The organism is Kitasatospora sp. NPDC050463, from assembly GCF_040655255.1.
Lineage (GTDB): Bacteria > Actinomycetota > Actinomycetes > Streptomycetales > Streptomycetaceae > Kitasatospora.
The window spans coordinates 30,089-49,397 of record NZ_JBFAJO010000018.1; the positions used below are offsets into that span (position 1 = coordinate 30,089).

Genomic DNA, 19,309 nt, shown 5'->3' on the forward strand with positions numbered 1-19,309 from the left:
TCACTCCCCACCCGGGCGGTGACCGGCGCCGGGGCTCGGAAGGACCGCACCCGGTCCGGGGTGAACCGCGCCGGGGAAGACCTCGCAGCCCTCGACCGGCAACTCCTCGATCGCCTCGTTGGCGGCCGTGGGCACCCCGAGCCACCGGGCGCCGGCCGCGACCGCCGCCCGCGCCTGGCGAAGGCCGGGCCCGCCCCAGCCGAGCAGCTCGACCGCGAGGCCGGGAGCGACCAGCAGCCGCCGGTAGTGCCGGCCCGAGGCCGGATCCGCCGCGCTGGGGCCGACGGCCCGCAGCGCCGCGGCCATCCGGACCCGGGCACACTCGTGCCCGCCGTTCGCCGAACCGACCCGGTCGTAGAGGTAGCCGAGGTAGTACGGCGTGCCGATCGCCGCCTGGGCCTCCTCGGCCGCCTCGCGGGCCAGCGCGGAGCCCGGGTCGCCGTCGTCCTCGGGCTCCAGCGAGCCGCCCGGGAGCGAGACGATGCCGTCCTTGGGGTTGATCAGGGTCAGCACCCGGCCGTCGGGCGCGAACAGCCAGCCCCACGACTGCTTCACCGGCAGCCCGGCCGGCACCCGCTCGCCCGGCCGCCACGGCCAGCCCGCCGTGGGACGCCGCCGCACCTTGCCCAGCAGCTCGGCGATCTCCGCGCTGTACTCGATCCGGCTCATGCGTCCCCCTTTCGGTGTCGGGCTCGCCGGACCGGCGGTGCGCGGGGAGGACCTGCGTGCGCGGTACAGGGCGGAGCGGTGGGAGGCGGCGGTGTGGGGCACCGCACGCTTCTCCTGTTGATCTTCCCCGAAATCTTCCCCGAACAGGCGGTCGATGAACAGTCCCCAGCGCCGCTTGGTGGACACGGAGACCTCACCCGGGTGCTCAGCGCAGCGACTCACCCCCCTCCGGGCCCAGGTCGCCGGGGCCCGACGACGCCCCGCCGGGCCACGGCTCCGCGTCCGACGACGACGGCGCCCCCGGCGGCGCGGGCAGCGGGAAGCCCGGCAGCGGAACGGCCCCGGGCGGGAAGGGCACGCCCAGGGCGGCATCGTCGGCGAGTGCGTCGACGACCTCCCGGACGGCCATCGGCCGCAACCGGCCGGCCGCCAGGGCCCAGCCGCGCACCACCTGGCCACCGGGCGTCGGAGGGGCCGCGTGCAGCAGGAGCGCGCCCGCGCCGCCGAGGGCCACCCCGGCCGCCAGGGTCGCGCAGAACGCCTCGGCGTCCCGGCCTCCGACGAAGAGATGCCCGCCGTCGGTGCGCACGTCCGCCGCCGCGGTGAGGTGCTCGCCGTCCTCGGGGCCGTGGCAGCGCAGGGTCAGCAGGTGGCCGCCCTCCCCGGCGCCCTCGGCCAGGGCCAGGTAGACCGAGGTGACGTGGTGCATCACGGCCACCAGCCGCGCGTGCCCGGACGGATCGTCGCCGACCGCGTCCAGCAGCGCGGCGCAGGCGATCGAGATCCGCACCCGGGCCCGGTGGTCGTCGGCCAGCACCGGCAGCAGCTCGGTCAGCCGCTCGCCGCCGTAGACGAAGGGCTCGCCGGCCAGCTCCGGGTCGGCCGCGTACGCGACGCGCGCGCCCGCCGACCCGGGATCGAGGCCGAACGCCTCGCAGTAGTCCTCGTAGTCGGCCGGCTCGAACACCCGCAGGTGCACCTCGACGCCCTGCCCGCGCAGCGCCCGGAGCCCGGCCTCCGTCCGCCGCAGGTACTCCCGGAAGGCGAGGGAGCCGAACAGGCCGTGCCGGGCCAGCTCGGCGAAGTCGGCGGCGCGGACGGCCAGCGCGAGCGCCACCGGCTGCGGCGGCGGCGTACCGCGCGAGCCACCCCGTCGCCGGGGCCGGGCTCCGGCGCCGCCTCCACCACCGGCCGCCCGACCACCCGCCCGACCGCCCGGGAGCCGGCCGCCGGACGGAGGGCCACCGGGCGGACCACCCGGCGGCCCTCCGGCGGACGGACCGCCCGGCCCCGGCCGCTGCCCCGCCCGGGCGTGCGCCGGGCGCCGGCCCCGCCCGACCCGCCCCGCGGGCTCGGGGACACCGGACGCGCGGACACCGGACGCGACGGCCTCACGGACCTCACGGACCTCTCTGACCTCGCGGACCTCACGGACCTCACAGCCGTCGAAGAACGGGAACTGCACGGACATGGTTCCTCCCAGGGGCTCGTACCGCGCCGCCCCGGGACCCGAAGCGGCCGGCGATCGAGAACATACACACCGTCACTGACAATCCACCCTGAGCAACCGCCCGGGAGGCCCCGCGGACGGGTGGGAATCCCGGTCCGGCCCGCGTTGTCGGTGCCGGACGTTATGGTCGGGGACCATGCGACTGCTGCATACCTCCGACTGGCATCTCGGGCGCTCCTTCCACCGGGAGAGCCTGCACGACGCCCAGCGCGCCTTCCTGGACCACCTCGTGGCGGTGGTCCGGGCCGAGCGCGTGGACGCCGTGCTCGTCGCCGGCGACGTGTACGACCGGGCCCTGCCCGGTCTGGAGGCGGTCGCCCTGTTCGACGACGTGCTGCACCGGCTGGCCGACCTGGGTGTGCCGACGGTGTTCATCAGCGGCAACCACGACTCGGCCCGCCGCCTGGGGGTGGGCGCGGGCCTGATCGGCCGGGCCGGCGTCCACCTGCGGACGGACCCGGGCGAGTGTGCGGTGCCCGTCCTGCTGTCCGACGAGCACGGGCCGGTCGCCGTCTACGGACTGCCCTATCTGGAGCCGACGCTGGTCCGCGAGCGCTTCGGGCTGGCGCGCGGCGGCCACGCGTCGGTGCTCGGGGCGGCGATGGACGCCGTCCGGGCCGACCTCGCGACCCGCCCCGAGGGCACCCGGTCGGTGGTGCTGGCGCACGCCTTCGTCACCGGCGGCGCACCCAGCGACAGCGAGCGGGACATCGCGGTCGGCGGCGTCGCGGCCGTCCCCGCGTCCGTCTTCGACGGCGTGCACTACGCCGCGCTGGGCCACCTGCACGGCTGCCAGACGCTCGCCCCGCACCTGCGCTACAGCGGCTCGCCGCTCGCCTACTCCTTCTCCGAGGCCACCCACCGCAAGACCATGTGGCTGGTCGCCCTCGCGGCGGACGGCTCGGTCGAGGCCGAGCGGATCGACTGCCCGCAGCCGCGCCCACTGGCCCGCCTGCGCGGCCGCTTGGACGAGCTGCTGTCCGACCCGCGGCACGCCGAGCACGAGCAGTCCTGGGTCCAGGCCACCCTGACGGACCCGGGCCGCCCGAGCGAGCCGATGGAGCAGCTGCGCCGCCGCTTCCCGCACACCCTGCAGCTGCTCTTCGACCCCCAGGAGAGCGGGGCGGCCGCCTCCCCCTCGTACGCGGCCCGGGTCAGCGGCCGGGCGGACCTGGAGATCGCCGAGGGTTTCCTGCGGCACGTGCGCCCCGGCGCCGAGCCGGACGCGGACGAGCTGGGCTGGCTCCGGGAGGGCTTCGAGACCGTCCGGGAGTCGGGCGACCGGAAGGCGGAACTGCCCCGATGAGACTGCACAAGCTGACCGTCACCGCCTTCGGGCCGTTCGCCGGCACCGAGACGGTGGACTTCGACGCGCTCGCCGCCGGCGGTCTCTTCCTGCTGCGCGGGGCCACCGGCGCGGGCAAGAGCAGTGTGCTGGACGCCGTCTGCTTCGCCCTCTACGGCGAGGTGCCCGGCGCCCGGCGGGCCGCCCGGCTCCGCAGCGACCACGCCGATCCGGTGCGGCTCACCCAGGTCCGGCTGGAGCTGACGCTCGGCGGGCGCCGCCTGGAGATCACCCGCCTGCCGGAGCAGCTGCGCCCCAAGAAGGTCGGCAAGGGCACGACCGTCGAGCGCGCCCAGACGCTGCTGCGCGAGTGGGCCGCCGACAGCGGCGACGGTACGCCGGGCTGGCGGGCGGTCAGCAAGTCGCATCAGGAGGCCGGGGAGGAGATCCACCGGCTGATCGGGATGAGCCGGGAGCAGTTCTGCCAGGTGGTGCTGCTGCCGCAGGGGGACTTCGCCCGGTTCCTGCGCGGCGACTCCGAGGAACGCGGCAAGCTGCTCAGGCGGCTGTTCGACACCGAGCGGTTCCAGCACGTCGAGGCCTGGCTGGCCGAGCAGCGCCGGTCGCACGAGGCCGCCGTCCAGACCGGCCGCCGGCGCCTGCGGGACTTGGCGAGCAAGGCCGAGCAGGCGGCCGGCCCGCAGGCCGAACCCGCCGCCGGCTGGGTGCCCGCCGAGGAGGAGTCCGCGCACCCCGCCGTCGACCTGACCTCCGGCGTGCTCGGCTGGGCCGCGATCCTGCGCAGTGGGGCCGCCGAGCAGCTCGCCGTGGCCGGTGCCGCGCTGGCCGGTGCCGAGGCCGGCCACCGCAGGGCCCAGGCGGCCCGCGATGCCGCCGACGAGCTGGCCGGGCGCCAGCGCCGCCACCGGGAGGCGGCCCTGGAGGCGGCCCGCCTCGCCGAGGGCGCGCCGGCGATGGAACGTGACGTCGACAGGCTGACCGCCGCCCGGGCGGCGGTCGGGGTGGAGTCGGTGCTGCACCTGCGCGAGGCCGCCGGGGCGGCCCACCGCGCGGCCCGCGAGGAGGAACGCCGCCACCGCGCCGCGCTGGCCGACTCACCGGCCGCCGAGGGCCGGGCACTGGCCCGTGCCGAGGCCGAGGAGCTCGCCGCGGCCGAGCACCGGTTGCGGGCCGAGGTGGTCCGGCTGGAGGCGGCCCGGGCCGACGAGCAGCGGTGCGCGGAGCTCCGCCGGGAGCAGGCGTCTCTGGAGGCCGACCGACGGCGCGCCGAGGAGCTCGCCGAGGAGGCGGCCGACTGGCTGGCCGACTTCGACGGCCGGCTCGCCGCGCTCCAGGAGGAGCAGTCCGCCGCCCGGGCCGCCGGCACCCGGGTCGAGCAGCTGGACGTCCGGCACGGCGAGCTGGCCGAGCGCCTGGCCGCCGCCCGCCGCCGGGACGAGCTGCGGGCGGCGATCGCCCTGGCCGAGCCCCGGGCCCTCGCCCGGCGCACCGAGGCACTCGACGCCCGCGAGCACAGCCAGGACCTCCGGGAGCGCCGGCTGACCGGCATGGCCGCCGAGCTTGCGGCGCAGCTGCGGGCGGGCGAGGCCTGCCGGGTCTGCGGTTCGCCCGAGCATCCGGAGCCGGCCCGGCCGGCGAGCGGCCAGGTCGGCGCGCAGGACGAGGAGCGCGCCCGGGCCGCCCAGGCGCACGCCGAACAGGCGGCCGACACCGCCGAGCGGGAGCTGGCGGACCTGCGGGTGCGCGAGGCGACCGCCGCCGGGGCGGCCGGGCCGGAGAGCGTCGCGGCGCTCGCCGAGGCGCTGGGCTCGATGGAGCGCGAGTACCGCGACGCGCTGCGGGCGGCCGAGGGGCTGGGACCGGTCACCCGGGAGCTGGAGCGCCTGGCGCAGGACCAGGCCCGCCAGCTGGGCGCGCTGCGCGACGCCGGTGAGCGCACCGCCGCGCTGACCGCCCGGATCCAGACGCTCGGCGGTGAGCAGGAGGAGCTGGCCCGCCGGGTGGCCGCGGCCCGGGGCGACGCGGCGTCGGTGTCCGACCGGGCCTCGGCGCTGGCCCGCCTGGCCGGGGGTGTGGCCGCGGTCGCCGGCGCGGCTCGGGCCTGCGCGGACGCGGCACTGCGGCTGAAGGAGGCCGACGACGAGCTGGCCCGGGCCGCCTTGGCAGCCGGGTTCCCGAGCCCGGACGAGGCGACGGCCGTCCTGCTGCCCCGGGAGGAACGTGACCGGCTGGAGGCCAGACTGACCCGGCACCGCTCGGCGCTGGCCGCGGCGGAGCAGCAGCTGGCCCTGCCCGAGCTGGCCGAGGCGGCCGGCTGCCCGCCGGCCGACGTCCCCGGCACGCAGGCCGAGCTCCTGGCGGCCACCGACCGGCTCCGCCGGGCGCACGCCGCGCACGAGGCGGCCGGCGAGCGCTGCAAGGCGCTGGCCGGGATCGGGCGGCAGCTGGCGGAGCTGGCCTCCTCGCTGGCCCCGGCCCTGGACCGCTACGCCCGGATCAACCGGCTGGCCTCCGTCGCCGCCGGCACCTCCGCCGAGAACCGGCTGCGGATGCGGCTGGAGTCGTACGTGTTGGCGGCCCGGCTGGAGCAGGTGGCGGCGGCGGCGAGCGCCCGCCTGGTCCGGATGTCGGGCGGCCGCTACACCCTGGTCCACAGCGACGGCCTGGGCACCGGCAACAAGCGCTCGGGCCTCGCCCTGCGGGTGGTGGACGCCTGGACCGGCACCGAGCGGGACACCTCGACGCTCTCCGGCGGCGAGAGCTTCTTCGCCTCGCTCGCCCTCGCCCTCGGTCTCGCCGACGTGGTCACCGACGAGGCGGGCGGCATGCCACTGGACACGCTCTTCATCGACGAGGGCTTCGGCACGCTGGACGAGCAGGCCCTGGAGGAGGTGATGGACGTCCTCGACGGCCTGCGCGAACGGGATCGCGCGGTCGGCATCGTCAGCCACGTCGCCGATCTGAAGAGCCGCATCCCGGCCCAGCTGATGGTCCGCAAGGGCCGCCGGGGCTCCACCCTGGCGCTGGCCGGGCGGGAGGACACCTGAGCGGGGCCCCGAGGCACCGGGGCCGGCGAACCCGGGGCCCCGAGGCACCGGGACCGCCGAGCTCGGACTCGGGGGCCTCTCCGTCAGCCGGAGCAGGCGATCCGCTGCGCCTGCTGCCAGGTGCAGACGGGGCAGAGCGTGCTGCCGGGGTGGTCGGCGGGCAGTTCCGTCGGCTCGCCGCACAGCACGCAGTCCGCGCGCGGCCCGGTCAGCTCCGGATCGTGCACCAGGGCCGCCTCCGGCCCCGCTCCGCCCGGGGCGAGTTCACAGACCGGGCCGTCGTCGTTCTTCACCGCTTCGCTCATGCCGCCTTGATACTCCGCGCCCCGACCCCGCGGCAAGGCCGGGCCCGGCAGCTGCGCCGGGCGGCCCGCAGGGCAGCGGTCGGAACGGCACGCCGAGCCCGGCGAGCCGACCCGGCGGGCGGTGACCGGGAGGCGGCCGACACGGGGCAGCGGACAGAACCGGGCGGCGTCGCAAGGACCCCGAGGCGCGAGCGACGCCCCCGGCCGTACACCGGGCAGGCCGCTCCGCTCGCCCACCCGCCCCGGGCCCGTCGGCCGGGCCCGGTTACGGTGGGCCCATGCCCGAAGCGCCCACCGCACTCCACCCGCGTCTGCTCGCCGCCCGCGCCACCTCCCCCACCTACCCGGAGGTGGGCGCCACCCGGGACGCCCGGTTGCCCGCGGGCTACGCGCACCTGCGGCGGCGGATCCACCTCGGACACGGGCCCGAGGTCCTGGAGCGGGCCGGGCGGTACGTGCTCGGTTGGGGCAGCCAGCTGGGCAGCGGCTTCGCCGTCCACCCGTACGCGCCGGCCGAGGAGGGCGCGACCGTCCTGCTGCGGCTGAGCCTGCCCGGGCTGCGGCGGCCCCGGCTGGTGATCCCTTGCCGGGTGGTGTGGACGGTGGACGAGCCGGACCGGATCGGTTTCGCGTACGGGACGCTGCCCGGGCACCCGGAGTGCGGCGAGGAGGCGTTCCTGGTGAGCATGGACGCCTCGGGTGAGGTCTGGTTCGAGGTCACCGCGTTCGCCCGGCTCGCCTCCTGGTACGCGCGGCTCGGCCGTCCGGTTGCGGTGCTCTGCCAGTACCTGGCGATCGAGCGCTACCTCGCCGCCGTGGCCACGGCGGCCGCCCCCGCAGCGGCCGTCCCCCCGGCGCCCGCGACGCAGGCCCCCGGGAGGACGGCCCGGGTGGAGACGGCCGGGGGATTCCCCAGGCCGACCGGCGACCCCGATTCGACCGGCGACCCCGATTCGACCGGCGTACCCGAGTCATCCGACGACCCCGAGTCGTCGGGCCTTCCCGACGACTCGGGCGCCGCGCGCTAGCCGGTCGGCCCCGGGCGCCCCTGGTCAGCCCAGGAAGGAGAGCCGGACCGTCCGGCGCGGGTTGTCACCGTTGGTGTCGATCAGGACGACGGACTGCCAGAGGCCGAGCGCGAGTTGGCCGCCGATCACCGGCAGGGTGGCGTGCGGGGCGACCAGGCCGGGGACGACGTGGTCACGGCCGTGACCGGGGCTGCCGTGCCGGTGGCGCCAGCGGTCGTCCGCGGGGATCAGGTCGCGCAGCGTCGCGAGGAAGTCGTCGTCGCTGCCCGAACCGGTCTCCAGGACGGCGATTCCGGCCGTGGCGTGCGGCACGAAGACGTTGAGCAGACCGTCGCGGCCGGCGGCTCGGTCGTTGAGGAACTCGGCGCAGCGGTCGGTGATGTCGAGGGCGACCTCGCGACTGCCGGTCGTGATCTCGAAGGTGGTGGAGTGGAAGGGCGTGGAGTCGATGTTGTCCGCCATGACCATCATCCTCACCCACGGCGGGGGGCACCGGGGACCGCCTCGCCGACTCTCCGTGCCTCGGAGGCACGGTGCCGTACGGTGGACGGTTCGGGCCGCTGCGCGCCGGTCGCGAGCCCGCTGCGGGGGCCGGGGTCCCAGGGGCGGGGCCCGGGCACGCCAAAGACCCGACGGTCCCTGAGGTCCGTCGGGCCGGATGCCGGTGGGCGCGAGGGCTGAAAACCCTAGCCGCGACCGCCGAACAGGCTTCGCCGCAGCCGACGCAGTGGCGCCAGCAACGACACCCGCACGTGCCGGCGCGGCGCGGTCAGGGGGCCGGCGCCGCGCGGCGTCAGCTCCCTTATCAACCCGAGCGCCTCGGCGGTGTCCACCGCCGGGAGTGCGGGCGCGCCGAGCACAGCCAGGTGACGCTCGATCCGACGGCCGGTCGCGCCGACGCCGCACTGGATCGCCGGCACGCGGGGCCGAGACCGCACTTGCATGTGTTCCATCAGTATTCCCACCCCTACGAGGCGCCAGGGCCGTGAGGCGAAGACTATCCGTGACAGACGGCCTTCGCGCAACCGTCCTGGTGTGCTGCCACCGTATCGTGCGGCGTCAACTGACGCCGCACCAGGGGCCACCCGGAGCGATCACGACTAGGCATCAATGATGGTGCACGACCGGCCGCACGTCACCGGTGCCGCGGGGTCACACGCCCGGCGCTTGCCGGAGAGGCACGCGCCGGGCGCGCAGGGTCACCCGCCATCACGACCGGTGGCACCCGGAGGCGACCGGCGGCCGTCCTACCCGCCTGCGGTAGCGGCCCGGAGCACTCGGAACCTCTGGATCACCCGGATCACCCGAACTCACTCGAAACTCACTCGGAGCGAACAGTTCAGGAAGTGAACACAATCTAGGGATTGACGCGAAGGAAACCTCCAAGCAATATCTTCATCGACCGCGCAAGCGCGAGCCTGCTCAGGCATCGCTCAACCGTGCGTTCGACTGATGAAGAATTCCGGCTCCCCCGAGCCACTGCCCGGCCGCCTCGACGCTGCGGTGGCCAGGCTCGGGAGGTGCTGGGACCGGCGGCCGGCCGTGAGGGTCGGCCGGGCCGCCACCAGGCTGCCGGTGCCGCCCCGCACGGGGCCCGGCACCGGCGGTTCCGGCTCCAGCCGACTCCGGCGTTCCGGCGGTTCCGGCGGTTCCGGCTCCGGGAGTTCCCCACGCCCCACCCCGTACCGCGCGAGTCCGCCGCCCGATCGCGCTCGGTAGACTCGGCCAGCGTGCCAGTCCTCCTCAGCATCGTGCTCCCGGTCCACGGAGTCGAGCGCTACCTGCCCCGCTGCCTCGACTCGATCCTGGAGGCCACTCCCGCCGGGGAGTCGCGCTTCGAGGTGATCGCGGTCGACGACCTCTCCCCCGATCGCTGCGGCGCGATCCTGGACGAGTACGCGGCCCGCGATCCCCGGTTGCGTGTGTTGCACCTCACTGAGAACCAGGGCCTCGGCGGCGCCCGGACCGCCGCCCTCCCCGAGGTGCGCGGCGAGTACGTCTGGTTCGTCGACAGCGACGACTGGCTGCCGGACGGCACCGTCTCCGCGCTCCTGGACGAGCTCGCGCAGGAGCGCGCCCGCGAGACGCCCGCCGACGTGCTGCTCACCGACTTCACCCACGTCTACCCCGACGGCGGGACCGAGCCCAACCCCTGGCGCCACCTCTTGGTCGGCTCGCCGCTGGTCGACGGCTGCACGCTCGCGGAGCACCCCGCGCTGTTCCGGACCGTGATGTCGGTGTGGAACAAGGTGTTCCGCCGCGACTTCCTGCTCGGTCTCGGCGTCTCCTTCGGCCGCGGCTTCTACGAGGACATCTCGGTCACCTACCCGGCCCTGCTGGCCGCCGGACGGCTGCGCTACCTCGACCGCGCCTGCTACTTCTACCGGCGCGGCCGCCCCGGCGCGATCACCAGCACCGCCTCCCCCAAGCACGCCGACGTCTTCGCCCAGTACGACGCCATCTTCGACTTCCTGGACCGCCCGGACCGGCCCGGCCGCCCGGTTCCGGACCCGCTGCGCACCCTCGTCTTCGACCGGACCGTCCAGCAGGCACTGACCGTCCACGACACTCCGGGGCTGGTCCCGGCCGAGCTGCGCAGGGCCTTCTTCCAGCGGATCGCCGAGCACTTCGCCCGTCACCGCCCGGCCGGTTACCACTACCCCGGCGGCCTGCGCGGCGTGCAGTACCGGCTGGCGGCGCGCGGCGCCCGGGTCGCGTACGCGGAGCTGCGCCGCACCGGGCGGCTGCCCCGCGAACTCAAGCGGGGGGCGCGCGCGGTCGCCCCGGCGGTGAAGAAGGGGGTGCGCAGCGGCGCCCGGTTCACCGCGTACAACGCGTTCCGCCGGCTCCCGCTGGACGAGCACCTGGCGGTCTACGCGGCGTACTGGCACCGGGGTTACGCGTGCAGCCCGGCGGCGATCTACGAGAAGGCGAAGGAACTGGCCCCGGGAGTGCGGGGCCTCTGGGTGGTGGAGAACCGCAGGCAGGCGGCCACGCTGCCGGCCGGGGTGCCGTACGTGATCGTCAACACGCCCGCCTACCTCAAGGCGATGGCGACCGCCAAGTACTTCGTCAACAACGTCAACTTCCCGCGGACCATGGCGAAGCGGCCGGGAACGGTGCATGTCCAGACGCAGCACGGTACGCCGCTGAAGGCGATGGGGATGGACCTCAGGGACCACCCGGTGGCCGCCGACGGGATGGACTTCGACCGGCTGCTGGAGGCCGTCGACCGCTGGGACTTCCTGGTCTCCTCCAACCCGCACACCAGTGAGCACTTCGCCCGGGCCTTCCCCGGCCGCTACGAGATGCTGGACACCGGCTACCCGCGCAACGACCGGCTGGCCGTCGCCACGGCGGCCGAAGTCGCGGCGATGCGCGCGCGGTTCGGGCTGACGCCGGGCCGCACGGCGGTGCTGTACGCGCCGACCCACCGCGAGGGCCGGGGCGGGTACCTGCCGCTGCTGGACGTGCGCGAGCTGGCCCGGCGGCTCGGCCCGGGCTTCACGCTGCTGGTGCGCACCCACTACTTCCACACCGGCGGCCCCGGCGACCTTGCCGCGGGCGAGGACGCGGCCGAGATCGTGGACGTCTCGGCGCACCCGACCGTGGAGGACCTCTACCTGGCGGCGGACGTCCTGGTCACCGACTATTCGTCGATGATGTTCGACTACGCCGTGCTGGACCGGCCGGTGGTGATCTTCGCACCGGACTGGGAGGAGTACCGGCGGGTGCGCGGGGTCTACTTCGACCTGTTCGCTGAGCCGCCGGGCGCGGTGACGGTGGACGCCGACGGACTGGCCGCGGCGCTGCTGGCGGGCGACCCCGAGCCGGCGGCGCGGGCGAAGTTCCGGGAGCGGTTCTGCCCGTGGGACGACGGCGGGGCGGCCGAGCGGGTGGTCCGCCGGGTGTTCCCGGTCGAGGCCTGAGCGGAGACCGACCGGGACCGCACGGCCGGGATGTGACCGGCCGAGCGCGAACGGCCCGGACACGCGGCAGCGGGGCCCCGGGAGTCCCGGAGCCCCGCCCGAAGCGGACTCAGCCCTGGCGCGCGGCCAGGAACTCGTCGAAGGTCAGCTCACCGTCGTGGTTGGTGTCCATCTGGTTGATGATGGCCTCGGCCATCGAGATGGACGTGGTCAGGTCGCCGAGCTCGCGGGCGACCTTCGCGTACTCGGCGGCGGTGATCCGGCCGTTGCCGTTCACGTCGTACTTGTCGAACGCCGCGCGGATGGTGTCGACGTCTGCCATGGGTGGCCCCTCCTGAATGAACTGCATGACTGCGATGATCTGCATGACTGCTGATGTGCGTTTCCGACGGCCGTACCCTACCCGGCCGTGGCGAGCGCCGCGGTTCCCGGGAGTGGACGGGCTCGGGGGTGGGTGTCGTAGTCTGCGGGTCTGATCCCGGCCCGGCCGGGGAACGACCACCGATCGTCGACTGTTCAGGCCCGGGCACCTCTCGGGCGTGCTCGTCCTGGGAGGGACCCATGCTCGATCTCGTCACCAAGCTGGTGCTGAAACCGCTCGCGCGGGGGATCTGGCGGCCGACCATCGAGGGCCTGGAGAACGTGCCGCGCAAGGGCGGCGTGATCCTGGCCAGCAATCACCTCTCGTTCATCGACAGCGTGGTGATCCCGCTGACCGCGCCGCGCCGGGTGCACTTCCTGGCCAAGGCCGAGTACTTCACCGGCACCGGGATGAAGGGCGCGCTGTCCAAGGGCTTCTTCGAGGCGATCGGCGCGGTGCCGGTCGAGCGCGGCACCTACCGCTCCGCCCAGGCCTCGCTGGAGTCGGCCCTGGAGATCCTGGAGGACGGCAAGGCCTTCGGCATCTACCCCGAGGGGACCCGCTCGCTGGACGGCCGCCTCTACCGGGGCAAGACCGGCGTGGCCTGGCTGGCCCTGACCGCCGGCGTCCCGGTGGTGCCGGTGGCGCTGGAGGGGCCGGACCAGATCCTCCCGATCGGCAAGCGCGTCCCGCGGGTGCGCAAGGTGACGGTCCGCTTCGGCGAGCCGCTGCACTTCGACGAGCTGCACGGGCAGGCCCGTTCGCTCAAGGCCCGCCGGCAGGTCACCGACGAGGTGATGCGGGCGATCCAGCAGCTCTCCGGCCAGGAGGTCGCGGAGACCTACAACGAGATCCCCAAGGCCGCCTGAGCCCCGGCCACCCCCTGCCCACCCCTACCCGCGCCCGCCCCCGCGCCTAGCGCTGCCCGAGCACGGCGGACGGCGCCTCGCGGCGCAGCAGCGCCGCGTACCGGCCGTCGGCCTCGACCAGCTCCTCGTGGCTGCCCAGTTCGACGATCTCACCGCGGTCCAGCACGACGATCTGGTCGGCGGCGCGGACGGTGGAGAGCCGGTGGGCGATGGTGATGGTGGTCCGGCCGGCCGCGAGGGTGTCGATGGCCTGCTGCACGGCGTGTTCGGTGCGGTTGTCCAGCGCGCTGGTGGCCTCGTCCAGGATCAGCACGGGCGGGTTGCGCAGGATGGTCCGGGCGAGCGCCAGGCGCTGCTTCTCACCTCCCGAGAAGCGGTAGCCGCGCTCGCCGACCAGGGTCGCGTAGCCGTCCGGGAGCCCGGCGATGGTGTCGTGGACCTGTGCGGCCCGGGCGGCGGTGACGAGTTCCTCGTCGGTGGCGTCCGGCTTGGCGAAGCGCAGGTTGTCGGCGACCGAGGCGTGGAAGAGGTAGGTCTCCTGGGAGACCACGCCGACCGCCCGGGAGAGCGAGTCGAAGGAGAGCTCGCGGACGTCCACCCCGTCGATCGTGACCCGGCCGCCGGTCACGTCGTAGAGGCGGGGAACCAGGTAGCTGAGCGTGGTCTTGCCGGAGCCGGTCTCGCCGACCACGGCGAGTGAGCTGCCGGCCGGGACCTTGAGCTCGACACCGGCGAGCGTGGGACGCTCCTGCTCCGGGTCGTAGCGGAACTCCACGCCCTCGAAGCGGACCTCGCCGCGGACCTTCTCCAGGACGGCCGGCCGCTCGGGCTCGGCGATCTCCACCGGAAGGTCGAGGTACTCGAAGATCCGCTGGAACAGGGCCAGCGACGTCTGCACCTGGACGCCGGTGGAGAGCAGGCCGATGGTCGGGCGGAACAGGCCCTGCTGCAGCGAGACGAAGGCGACCAGGGTGCCGACCGAGACGATCGGCGAGCCACCGGCCGAAGCCAGACCGGCCGCCCAGTAGATCACTGCGGGCATCGCGGCCATCACGATCTGGATGGTGTTCATCCGCCAGCGCCCGGCCATGCTGGCGCGTACCTCCAGCTCGGCGAGCTGGTCGGACTGCCCGGTGAACTCCCGGGCGAGCGAGTCGGAGCGGCCCATGGTGCGGCCGAGCAGGATGCCGCTGACCGAGAGGGACTCCTGCACGGCCGAGCTCATCGCGGCGAGCTGCTTCTGCCGCTCACCGGTGATCTTCTTGCGCTCGTTGCCGACCCGGCGGCTGATCCAGACGAAGACGGGCAGGAGCAGCAGCGAGACGACGGTGAGCCGCCAGTCCAGCGCGACCATGGCCACCACCGAGGCGATCACGCTGGTGAAGTTGGAGACCAGCGAGGTGGCGGTGGAGGTCACGGTGGACTGCATGCCACCGATGTCGTTGGCTATCCGGGACTGTACCTCGCCGGTGCGGGTACGGGTGAAGAAGGCCAGCGACATCCGCTGGAGGTGGCTGTAGACGGCCGTGCGCAGGTCGTGCATCACGCGCTGGCCGACGGTGGTGGAGATCAGTGTCTGCAGCACGTTGAAGATGCTGTTGATCACGGCGGCCGCGATCATGCCGAGCGCGAGCAGGCTGAGCAGGCCGGTACGGCCCTGCGGGATGGCGGTGTCCAGGACGGCCCTCAGCAGGAACGGCGACACCACCGAGACGACCGCGGAGGCAGCCACCAGCGCGCCGACCACGGTGAGCCGGCCGGAGTACGGTCGGAACAGCGCGAGGATGCGGCGCCACTGGGCCGGCGGGCGGGGCTCGCCCTCGGCCAGGGCGGGCGGGGTCCATCGGATGCCGTCGGGCTTCAAGGGCGGACCTCCCTGGGTCGGACGCGCGGACGCGCGGCGGGCACGGCGCCGCACGGGGGTGCGGCGGGCCTGGCGGGCACGGCGGTCGGGCGGCCACCGGCATAGCGAGGATAGCTCATAGTTAGCCAAGCTAATAGTGAGGCTCTCTCTATTCCCGGCGGTCACCCGCCCCGCGCCAATGCCCGACCAGGCCCCGCTCCGCCCCGCCCGCCCCCGGCGCCGCCCGTCAGTCGGTCCGGTACGTCCGCGCCGCCTTGGAGGAGACCCCGCCGAGCTTGCCGGACGGCAGCAGGCGGGCGATCGCGACCGCGATCTTGTAGCGCTTGCTCGGGACGGACAGCGAGCGACCGCGCGCCAGGTCGCGCATGGCCTCGTCGACGACCCGCTCGGCGGACAGCCAGCCCCAGGACGGGATGTTGCCCGTCCCCATGCCGGCCCGCTGGTGGAACTCGGTGTGGGTGAAGCCCGGACAGAGCGCCATCAGCCGCACGCCGCTGCCGCCGAGGTCGCGCATCACGCCCTGGGTGAAGCTCACCACCCACGCCTTGCTGGCGCCGTACGTGCCGCGCGGCAGGAAGGCCGCCACCGAGGCGACGTTGACGATCGCGCCGCGCCCGCGCTCGCGCATGCCGGGCAGGGCCGCCGTGGTGAGCCGCAGGATCGCCTCCACGTGCACCTTCAGCATGTCCAGCTCGTCCTGGAGCGAGACGGTCAGGAAGGCGCCCTTGTTGCCGAAGCCGGCGTTGTTCACGAGCAGGTCCACCGGGTGGGCGACGTCACCCAGCCGGGTCTCGACGGCCGCGATACCGGCCTCGGTGGCGAGGTCGGCGGTCAGCACCTCGGTGTCGACGCCGAACTTCGCCCGCAGGTCGTCGGCCGCGCGCTCCAGCCGCTCGGTGTCCCGGGCCACCAGGACGAGCCGGTAGCCGCTTCGGGCGAGCCGGCGCGCGAACGCGGCTCCGATGCCGGCGGTCGCGCCGGTGATCAAGGCAGTGGTCATGTCCCGACGGTACCGACCTCTGGCGCCGCTGACCCAACGCGTCGGTAACTTCGCAGATCAGAGCGCTGCGGATACAGGCGTTCGTTCGTGCTCGTAAGGTCGGTCAGGGGCACCGCCGGACCAGGCGGTGAAGATCCTGTTGAGGAGGCACATCTGATGCTTACTCAGTACACGACCGGAAGGGCCCCGGCGCCGCTCGCGACCCGGGCCGAACTCGATGCGCTCGGCGCGCTGATGGTGGAGGACGAGGCCGTCGTGAGCGACGCGCCCACGTACCGACCCGAAGCCGCCGCGCTGCTGCTGGTGGGGCTGGCTCTGCTGCTCTCCCCGAAGCAGCCCAAGGAGAAGACCCGGTAGTCGGAGACGACACCCGGGCCCCTCACGAACGGCCCGCGTCGGGTCACCGCCGAGAAGCCCCCGCACCTCGGGCCTTCCCCCCGACGACCCCCGTGAGCCTTCGTGAAACCCCCGTCAGGAGGACCACGCAACCATGCCAACCGCCGATACCTCGCTCCGCGACGAGTACGCCGCAGCGGTCGAGCGGCTGGCGGGCCGGACCCTCGACGCCCTCCGGGGCGCCGGGGGTGCGGTCGTGCTCGCCGGCCCCGGCACCGCCGCCGCTCCCCGGCCACTGCTGGCCGCCGTCCGGGTGCTCGGGCCGGACCTGTTCGCACCGCAACTGCTCGGCGGCGCACGCCCGGACGAGCAGACCGCGCTGCTGCTGGCCGAGGCCCGGCACGCCTTCCCGTCACCCATCGTCGCCGCGACCGCCGCGACCTCCGCGACCTCCGCGACCGCCACGGACACCCTGGCGGCTCCCGGCGCCCCGTCACCCCCCGTCGACGAGGACGGGCCGGCCGGGGCGGCGCTGATCGCCGCCTGGCGGGACTGGGCGACCGGCGTCCTGCTGACCCGGACGCTGCCCTCCGTCACCACACCGGGGTTCCCCGGCCCCGACCCGGCCGCACCGCGGCCCGAGCACGTCCCGGAGCTGCAACCGCCCGCCTGGCAGGGCTGGTCGGTACGGATGGCCCAGCTGTCCGCGCTCGCCCTGCCCGGGCTCGACGGACCGGTGCACGAGGCCGCCCGGGCCAACACCCTGGCGCTGGCCCGGGGAACCGTCCGCTCGATGCTGCGCCGCGACCACCGGGTGGCCGCCCGGCTCGCCCGCTGGCTCTGCTGGACGCAGGCCCAGGGCCTGCCGCTGCCCCTGGAGGTCGAACCGGTCCTGGAGCGGATCCAGGTCGTCGGCGACGGCAGCGCCCGCACCGCCCTCGAACTCGCCATCGGTGAAGCACTGCTGGCCACCGACGGGAACGGAGCCCGGCCATGACGGACCATCGACTCCTCGCCACCGCCCAGCAGCTCGGCTCCCGTGCGATGGCCTGGCTGCACGCGTCGCACGACCAGGGCTTCGGCCGGCTCTCGGACGACATCACCATCGACCTGGCCGACCCCAACAACGCCTACAAGCCGCTCGGCGAATGCGCACTGGCCGCCTCGCTCGTCCTGCGCGACGGCGTCACCGGCCCGCACGACGCCCGGATCGCGCGCGAGCTCCTCGACTTCGGCTGGACCCAGCTGCGCGAGGGGAACCTGCTCTACGAACGGCAGTTGCGCCACCTGGTGATGACCGACCCACTGGAGACGTACGTCCACTTCGCCCGGGCCGGCTACCGCCACCCGGCCATGGACGAGCTGCTGGAGTCGCTCGGCAGGCTGCGCGCCGTCCGGGCCGCCGAGATCCTGCCCAGCCGCCGGCTCGCCGTGGCCAACGCCCGCCGGGTGGTGGGCCTGCGCAACCAGCCGGACGACTGGGCGGCCCTCGCCGCCGGGACGTGGCTCGGCGCCACGCCGGAGCCGTGGGCGGTGGACTGGATGACCGGCTACGACATCACCCACACCGTCTTCCACCTCACCGACTGGGGTGCCCGCCCGGAGGACCTGCCCGAGCCGATGCGCGACTACGTGCGCGCCTGGCTGGACATCTGGCTGGAGGTCGGTCAGTGGGACCTGGCCGGGGAGCTGCTGGTGGTGGACTCCTGCATCGGCGAACCGGTCACCGGTCTGCAGGGCTGGGAGGCGCTGGCCGCCGTCCAGCGCGAGGACGGGCTGATCCCGCGCGACAACTCCGAGCCGGTGGCCGAGGATCCGGCCCAGGCCTTCCAGGACCACGAGCACACCGCCGTGGTCGCGGTGGTGGCCGGTACCGTCACCCTCTCGCGGGCGCTCGGCGGCGCGGCCGTGGCGGCATGACGGCGACGGACCCCCCGGGCACGGCGTCCGCTCGGCCCGGCTCCCGGTCAGCGGCGGACACCGACGGCGCCCCGGCTGCCCCGGCCTACGCCGACGACGCCTTCGGCGCGCGCGAGTCGGCCGCGCTCGTCCGGGCCGCCGCGCCGTACGCCACCGCCGTGACGCTGGCGGTGGCGCGCGGCGACCACCGGGCCGCGCACTGCCGCGGGCGGCTCGGCACGACGGCGCCGCCCCCTGCACTCCGGACACCGTCTTCGAACTCGGCTCCGTCACCAAGACGTTCACCGCGCTGCTGCTCGCCACCATGGCCGCGCGCGGCGAGCTCGTGCTGACCGACCCGATCGAGCGCCGGCTCCCCCGGCACTGGCGGCCCCCCGCCGTCCCGGCCGGCGGACCGCCCGTCACCCTGCTGCACCTGGCCACCCACACCTCCGGCCTCCCCCGCCTCCCGCCCGGGCTGCTGGGTACGGCGCTCCCCGCCTTCTTCAGCAACCCGTACGCCGCCTACGGCGACCAGCGACTACGGGCCGGTCTGGCCCGAACCACCGTGCGGCACCGCCCCGGCAGCCGGTTCGCCTACTCCAACTTCGGCGTCGGACTACTCGGCCGACTGCTCGCCGAGACCGGCGGCGCCACGTACGCCGAACTGCTCGCCGACCGCGTCGGCCGGCCGCTCGGCCTGCGCTCCACCACCTGCGGGCCGGACACGCCCGACCGGGCCGTCGACCACCGCCGCGGCCACCCGCTCCCGCCCTGGCGCATCCCCGGCCTGCCCGGCGCGGGCGCCGTCCGCTCCTCCGGAGCCGACCTGCTGCGCTACCTGCAAGGCCATCTCGACCCCGGGGACGGGGCGTTGGGGAGCGCACTTCGTGACGTCCAGCGGCCGCGGCTGCGACTGCCGCGCTCCGCCGACCGGCTCGGCCTGGTCTGGAACCACCGCCGCGTCGCCGGTCGCGACCTGCTCTTCCACTCCGGTGCCACCCGGGGCTTCACGGCCTTCGTCGGACTCTGCCCGCAGACCGGCACCGCCGTCGGCGCCCTGGCCAACTGCGGCCCGTCGCTGGACGGTCGCTTCGTCCAGCAGGCCTACGAGATCCTGAAGACGCTGACCCGCTGACCACCCCACCCCACCCCGGCATCCGGGCCCGGCCCCGACGCCCGCGGC

17 protein-coding genes are annotated in these 19,309 nt (G+C 75.0%); 9 read left to right on the forward strand and 8 right to left on the reverse strand.

Translation table 11 applies throughout. The annotated features are described in order from the left end of the window. Positions 1–669, reverse strand: a complete 669-nt coding sequence (locus AB0J08_RS14045) for a hypothetical protein (protein ID WP_360632112.1) — start codon at positions 667–669, stop codon at positions 1–3. 205 nt (positions 670–874) lie between these two features. Continuing rightward, the gene (locus AB0J08_RS14050; RefSeq protein WP_360632115.1) at positions 875–1,786 is read right to left on the reverse strand and encodes a hypothetical protein; all 912 of its coding nucleotides are present in this window, start codon (positions 1,784–1,786) and stop codon (positions 875–877) included. Between the two features lie 529 nt (positions 1,787–2,315). Between AB0J08_RS14050 and AB0J08_RS14055 the strand changes: the two genes are divergently transcribed. Beyond that, on the forward strand, positions 2,316–3,485 hold the full coding sequence (locus AB0J08_RS14055) for an exonuclease SbcCD subunit D (RefSeq protein ID WP_360632118.1): 1,170 nt from the start codon (positions 2,316–2,318) through the stop codon (positions 3,483–3,485). Next, a complete protein-coding gene (locus AB0J08_RS14060; protein ID WP_360632121.1) occupies positions 3,482–6,532 on the forward strand; it encodes an SMC family ATPase in 3,051 nt (1,016 codons plus the stop codon). Before AB0J08_RS14055 ends, AB0J08_RS14060 begins: the two co-directional genes overlap by 4 nt. Positions 6,533–6,615: 83 nt before the next feature. Here AB0J08_RS14060 and AB0J08_RS14065 read toward each other — a convergent pair whose 3' ends face one another. Beyond that, on the reverse strand, positions 6,616–6,837 hold the full coding sequence (locus AB0J08_RS14065) for a hypothetical protein (RefSeq protein WP_360632124.1): 222 nt from the start codon (positions 6,835–6,837) through the stop codon (positions 6,616–6,618). Between the two features lie 278 nt (positions 6,838–7,115). Between AB0J08_RS14065 and AB0J08_RS14070 the strand changes: the two genes are divergently transcribed. After that, positions 7,116–7,865, forward strand: a complete 750-nt coding sequence (locus AB0J08_RS14070) for a DUF1990 domain-containing protein (RefSeq protein WP_360632127.1) — start codon at positions 7,116–7,118, stop codon at positions 7,863–7,865. Between the two features lie 24 nt (positions 7,866–7,889). Here AB0J08_RS14070 and AB0J08_RS14075 read toward each other — a convergent pair whose 3' ends face one another. Further along, entirely contained in the window at positions 7,890–8,327 is a 438-nt protein-coding gene (locus AB0J08_RS14075) for a YjbQ family protein (protein WP_360632130.1), read from the reverse strand. Positions 8,328–8,551: 224 nt separating this feature from the next. Continuing rightward, on the reverse strand, positions 8,552–8,818 hold the full coding sequence (locus AB0J08_RS14080; RefSeq protein ID WP_360632133.1) for a hypothetical protein: 267 nt from the start codon (positions 8,816–8,818) through the stop codon (positions 8,552–8,554). 777 nt (positions 8,819–9,595) lie between these two features. Here AB0J08_RS14080 and AB0J08_RS14085 point away from each other — a divergent pair. After that, positions 9,596–11,794, forward strand: a complete 2,199-nt coding sequence (locus tag AB0J08_RS14085) for a bifunctional glycosyltransferase family 2 protein/CDP-glycerol:glycerophosphate glycerophosphotransferase (RefSeq protein WP_360632137.1) — start codon at positions 9,596–9,598, stop codon at positions 11,792–11,794. Positions 11,795–11,903: 109 nt separating this feature from the next. Here AB0J08_RS14085 and AB0J08_RS14090 read toward each other — a convergent pair whose 3' ends face one another. After that, complete coding sequence (locus AB0J08_RS14090; protein ID WP_360632140.1) at positions 11,904–12,116, reverse strand: EF-hand domain-containing protein; 213 nt, start codon at positions 12,114–12,116, stop codon at positions 11,904–11,906. Between the two features lie 239 nt (positions 12,117–12,355). Here AB0J08_RS14090 and AB0J08_RS14095 point away from each other — a divergent pair, with 239 nt between their 5' ends. Next, the gene (locus tag AB0J08_RS14095; protein WP_360632143.1) at positions 12,356–13,024 is read left to right on the forward strand and encodes a lysophospholipid acyltransferase family protein; all 669 of its coding nucleotides are present in this window, start codon (positions 12,356–12,358) and stop codon (positions 13,022–13,024) included. Positions 13,025–13,070: 46 nt separating this feature from the next. Here AB0J08_RS14095 and AB0J08_RS14100 read toward each other — a convergent pair whose 3' ends face one another. Further along, positions 13,071–14,888 carry an ABC transporter ATP-binding protein gene (locus tag AB0J08_RS14100; protein WP_360632146.1) on the reverse strand — a complete coding sequence of 606 codons (1,818 nt, stop codon included), beginning with the start codon at positions 14,886–14,888 and terminating at the stop codon, positions 13,071–13,073. Between the two features lie 226 nt (positions 14,889–15,114). Then, a complete protein-coding gene (locus AB0J08_RS14105; protein ID WP_360632149.1) occupies positions 15,115–15,888 on the reverse strand; it encodes an SDR family oxidoreductase in 774 nt (257 codons plus the stop codon). A gap of 156 nt (positions 15,889–16,044) precedes the next feature. Between AB0J08_RS14105 and AB0J08_RS14110 the strand changes: the two genes are divergently transcribed. The 4 genes from AB0J08_RS14110 to AB0J08_RS14125 all read left to right on the forward strand — a co-directional run bounded on the left by AB0J08_RS14110 (position 16,045) and on the right by AB0J08_RS14125 (position 19,261). Beyond that, positions 16,045–16,245, forward strand: coding sequence for a hypothetical protein (locus tag AB0J08_RS14110; protein WP_360632152.1), 201 nt, complete (start codon positions 16,045–16,047; stop codon positions 16,243–16,245). Between the two features lie 133 nt (positions 16,246–16,378). After that, positions 16,379–17,221 (forward strand): hypothetical protein, encoded by an 843-nt coding sequence (locus tag AB0J08_RS14115; RefSeq protein WP_360632155.1) that lies wholly within the window; start codon positions 16,379–16,381, stop codon positions 17,219–17,221. Further along, complete coding sequence (locus AB0J08_RS14120) at positions 17,218–18,144, forward strand: hypothetical protein (RefSeq protein WP_360632158.1); 927 nt, start codon at positions 17,218–17,220, stop codon at positions 18,142–18,144. The genes AB0J08_RS14115 and AB0J08_RS14120 overlap by 4 nt, the downstream gene beginning before the upstream one ends. Positions 18,145–18,343: 199 nt before the next feature. Beyond that, positions 18,344–19,261, forward strand: coding sequence for a serine hydrolase domain-containing protein (locus tag AB0J08_RS14125; protein WP_360632397.1), 918 nt, complete (start codon positions 18,344–18,346; stop codon positions 19,259–19,261). Positions 19,262–19,309: the final 48 nt, after the last annotated feature.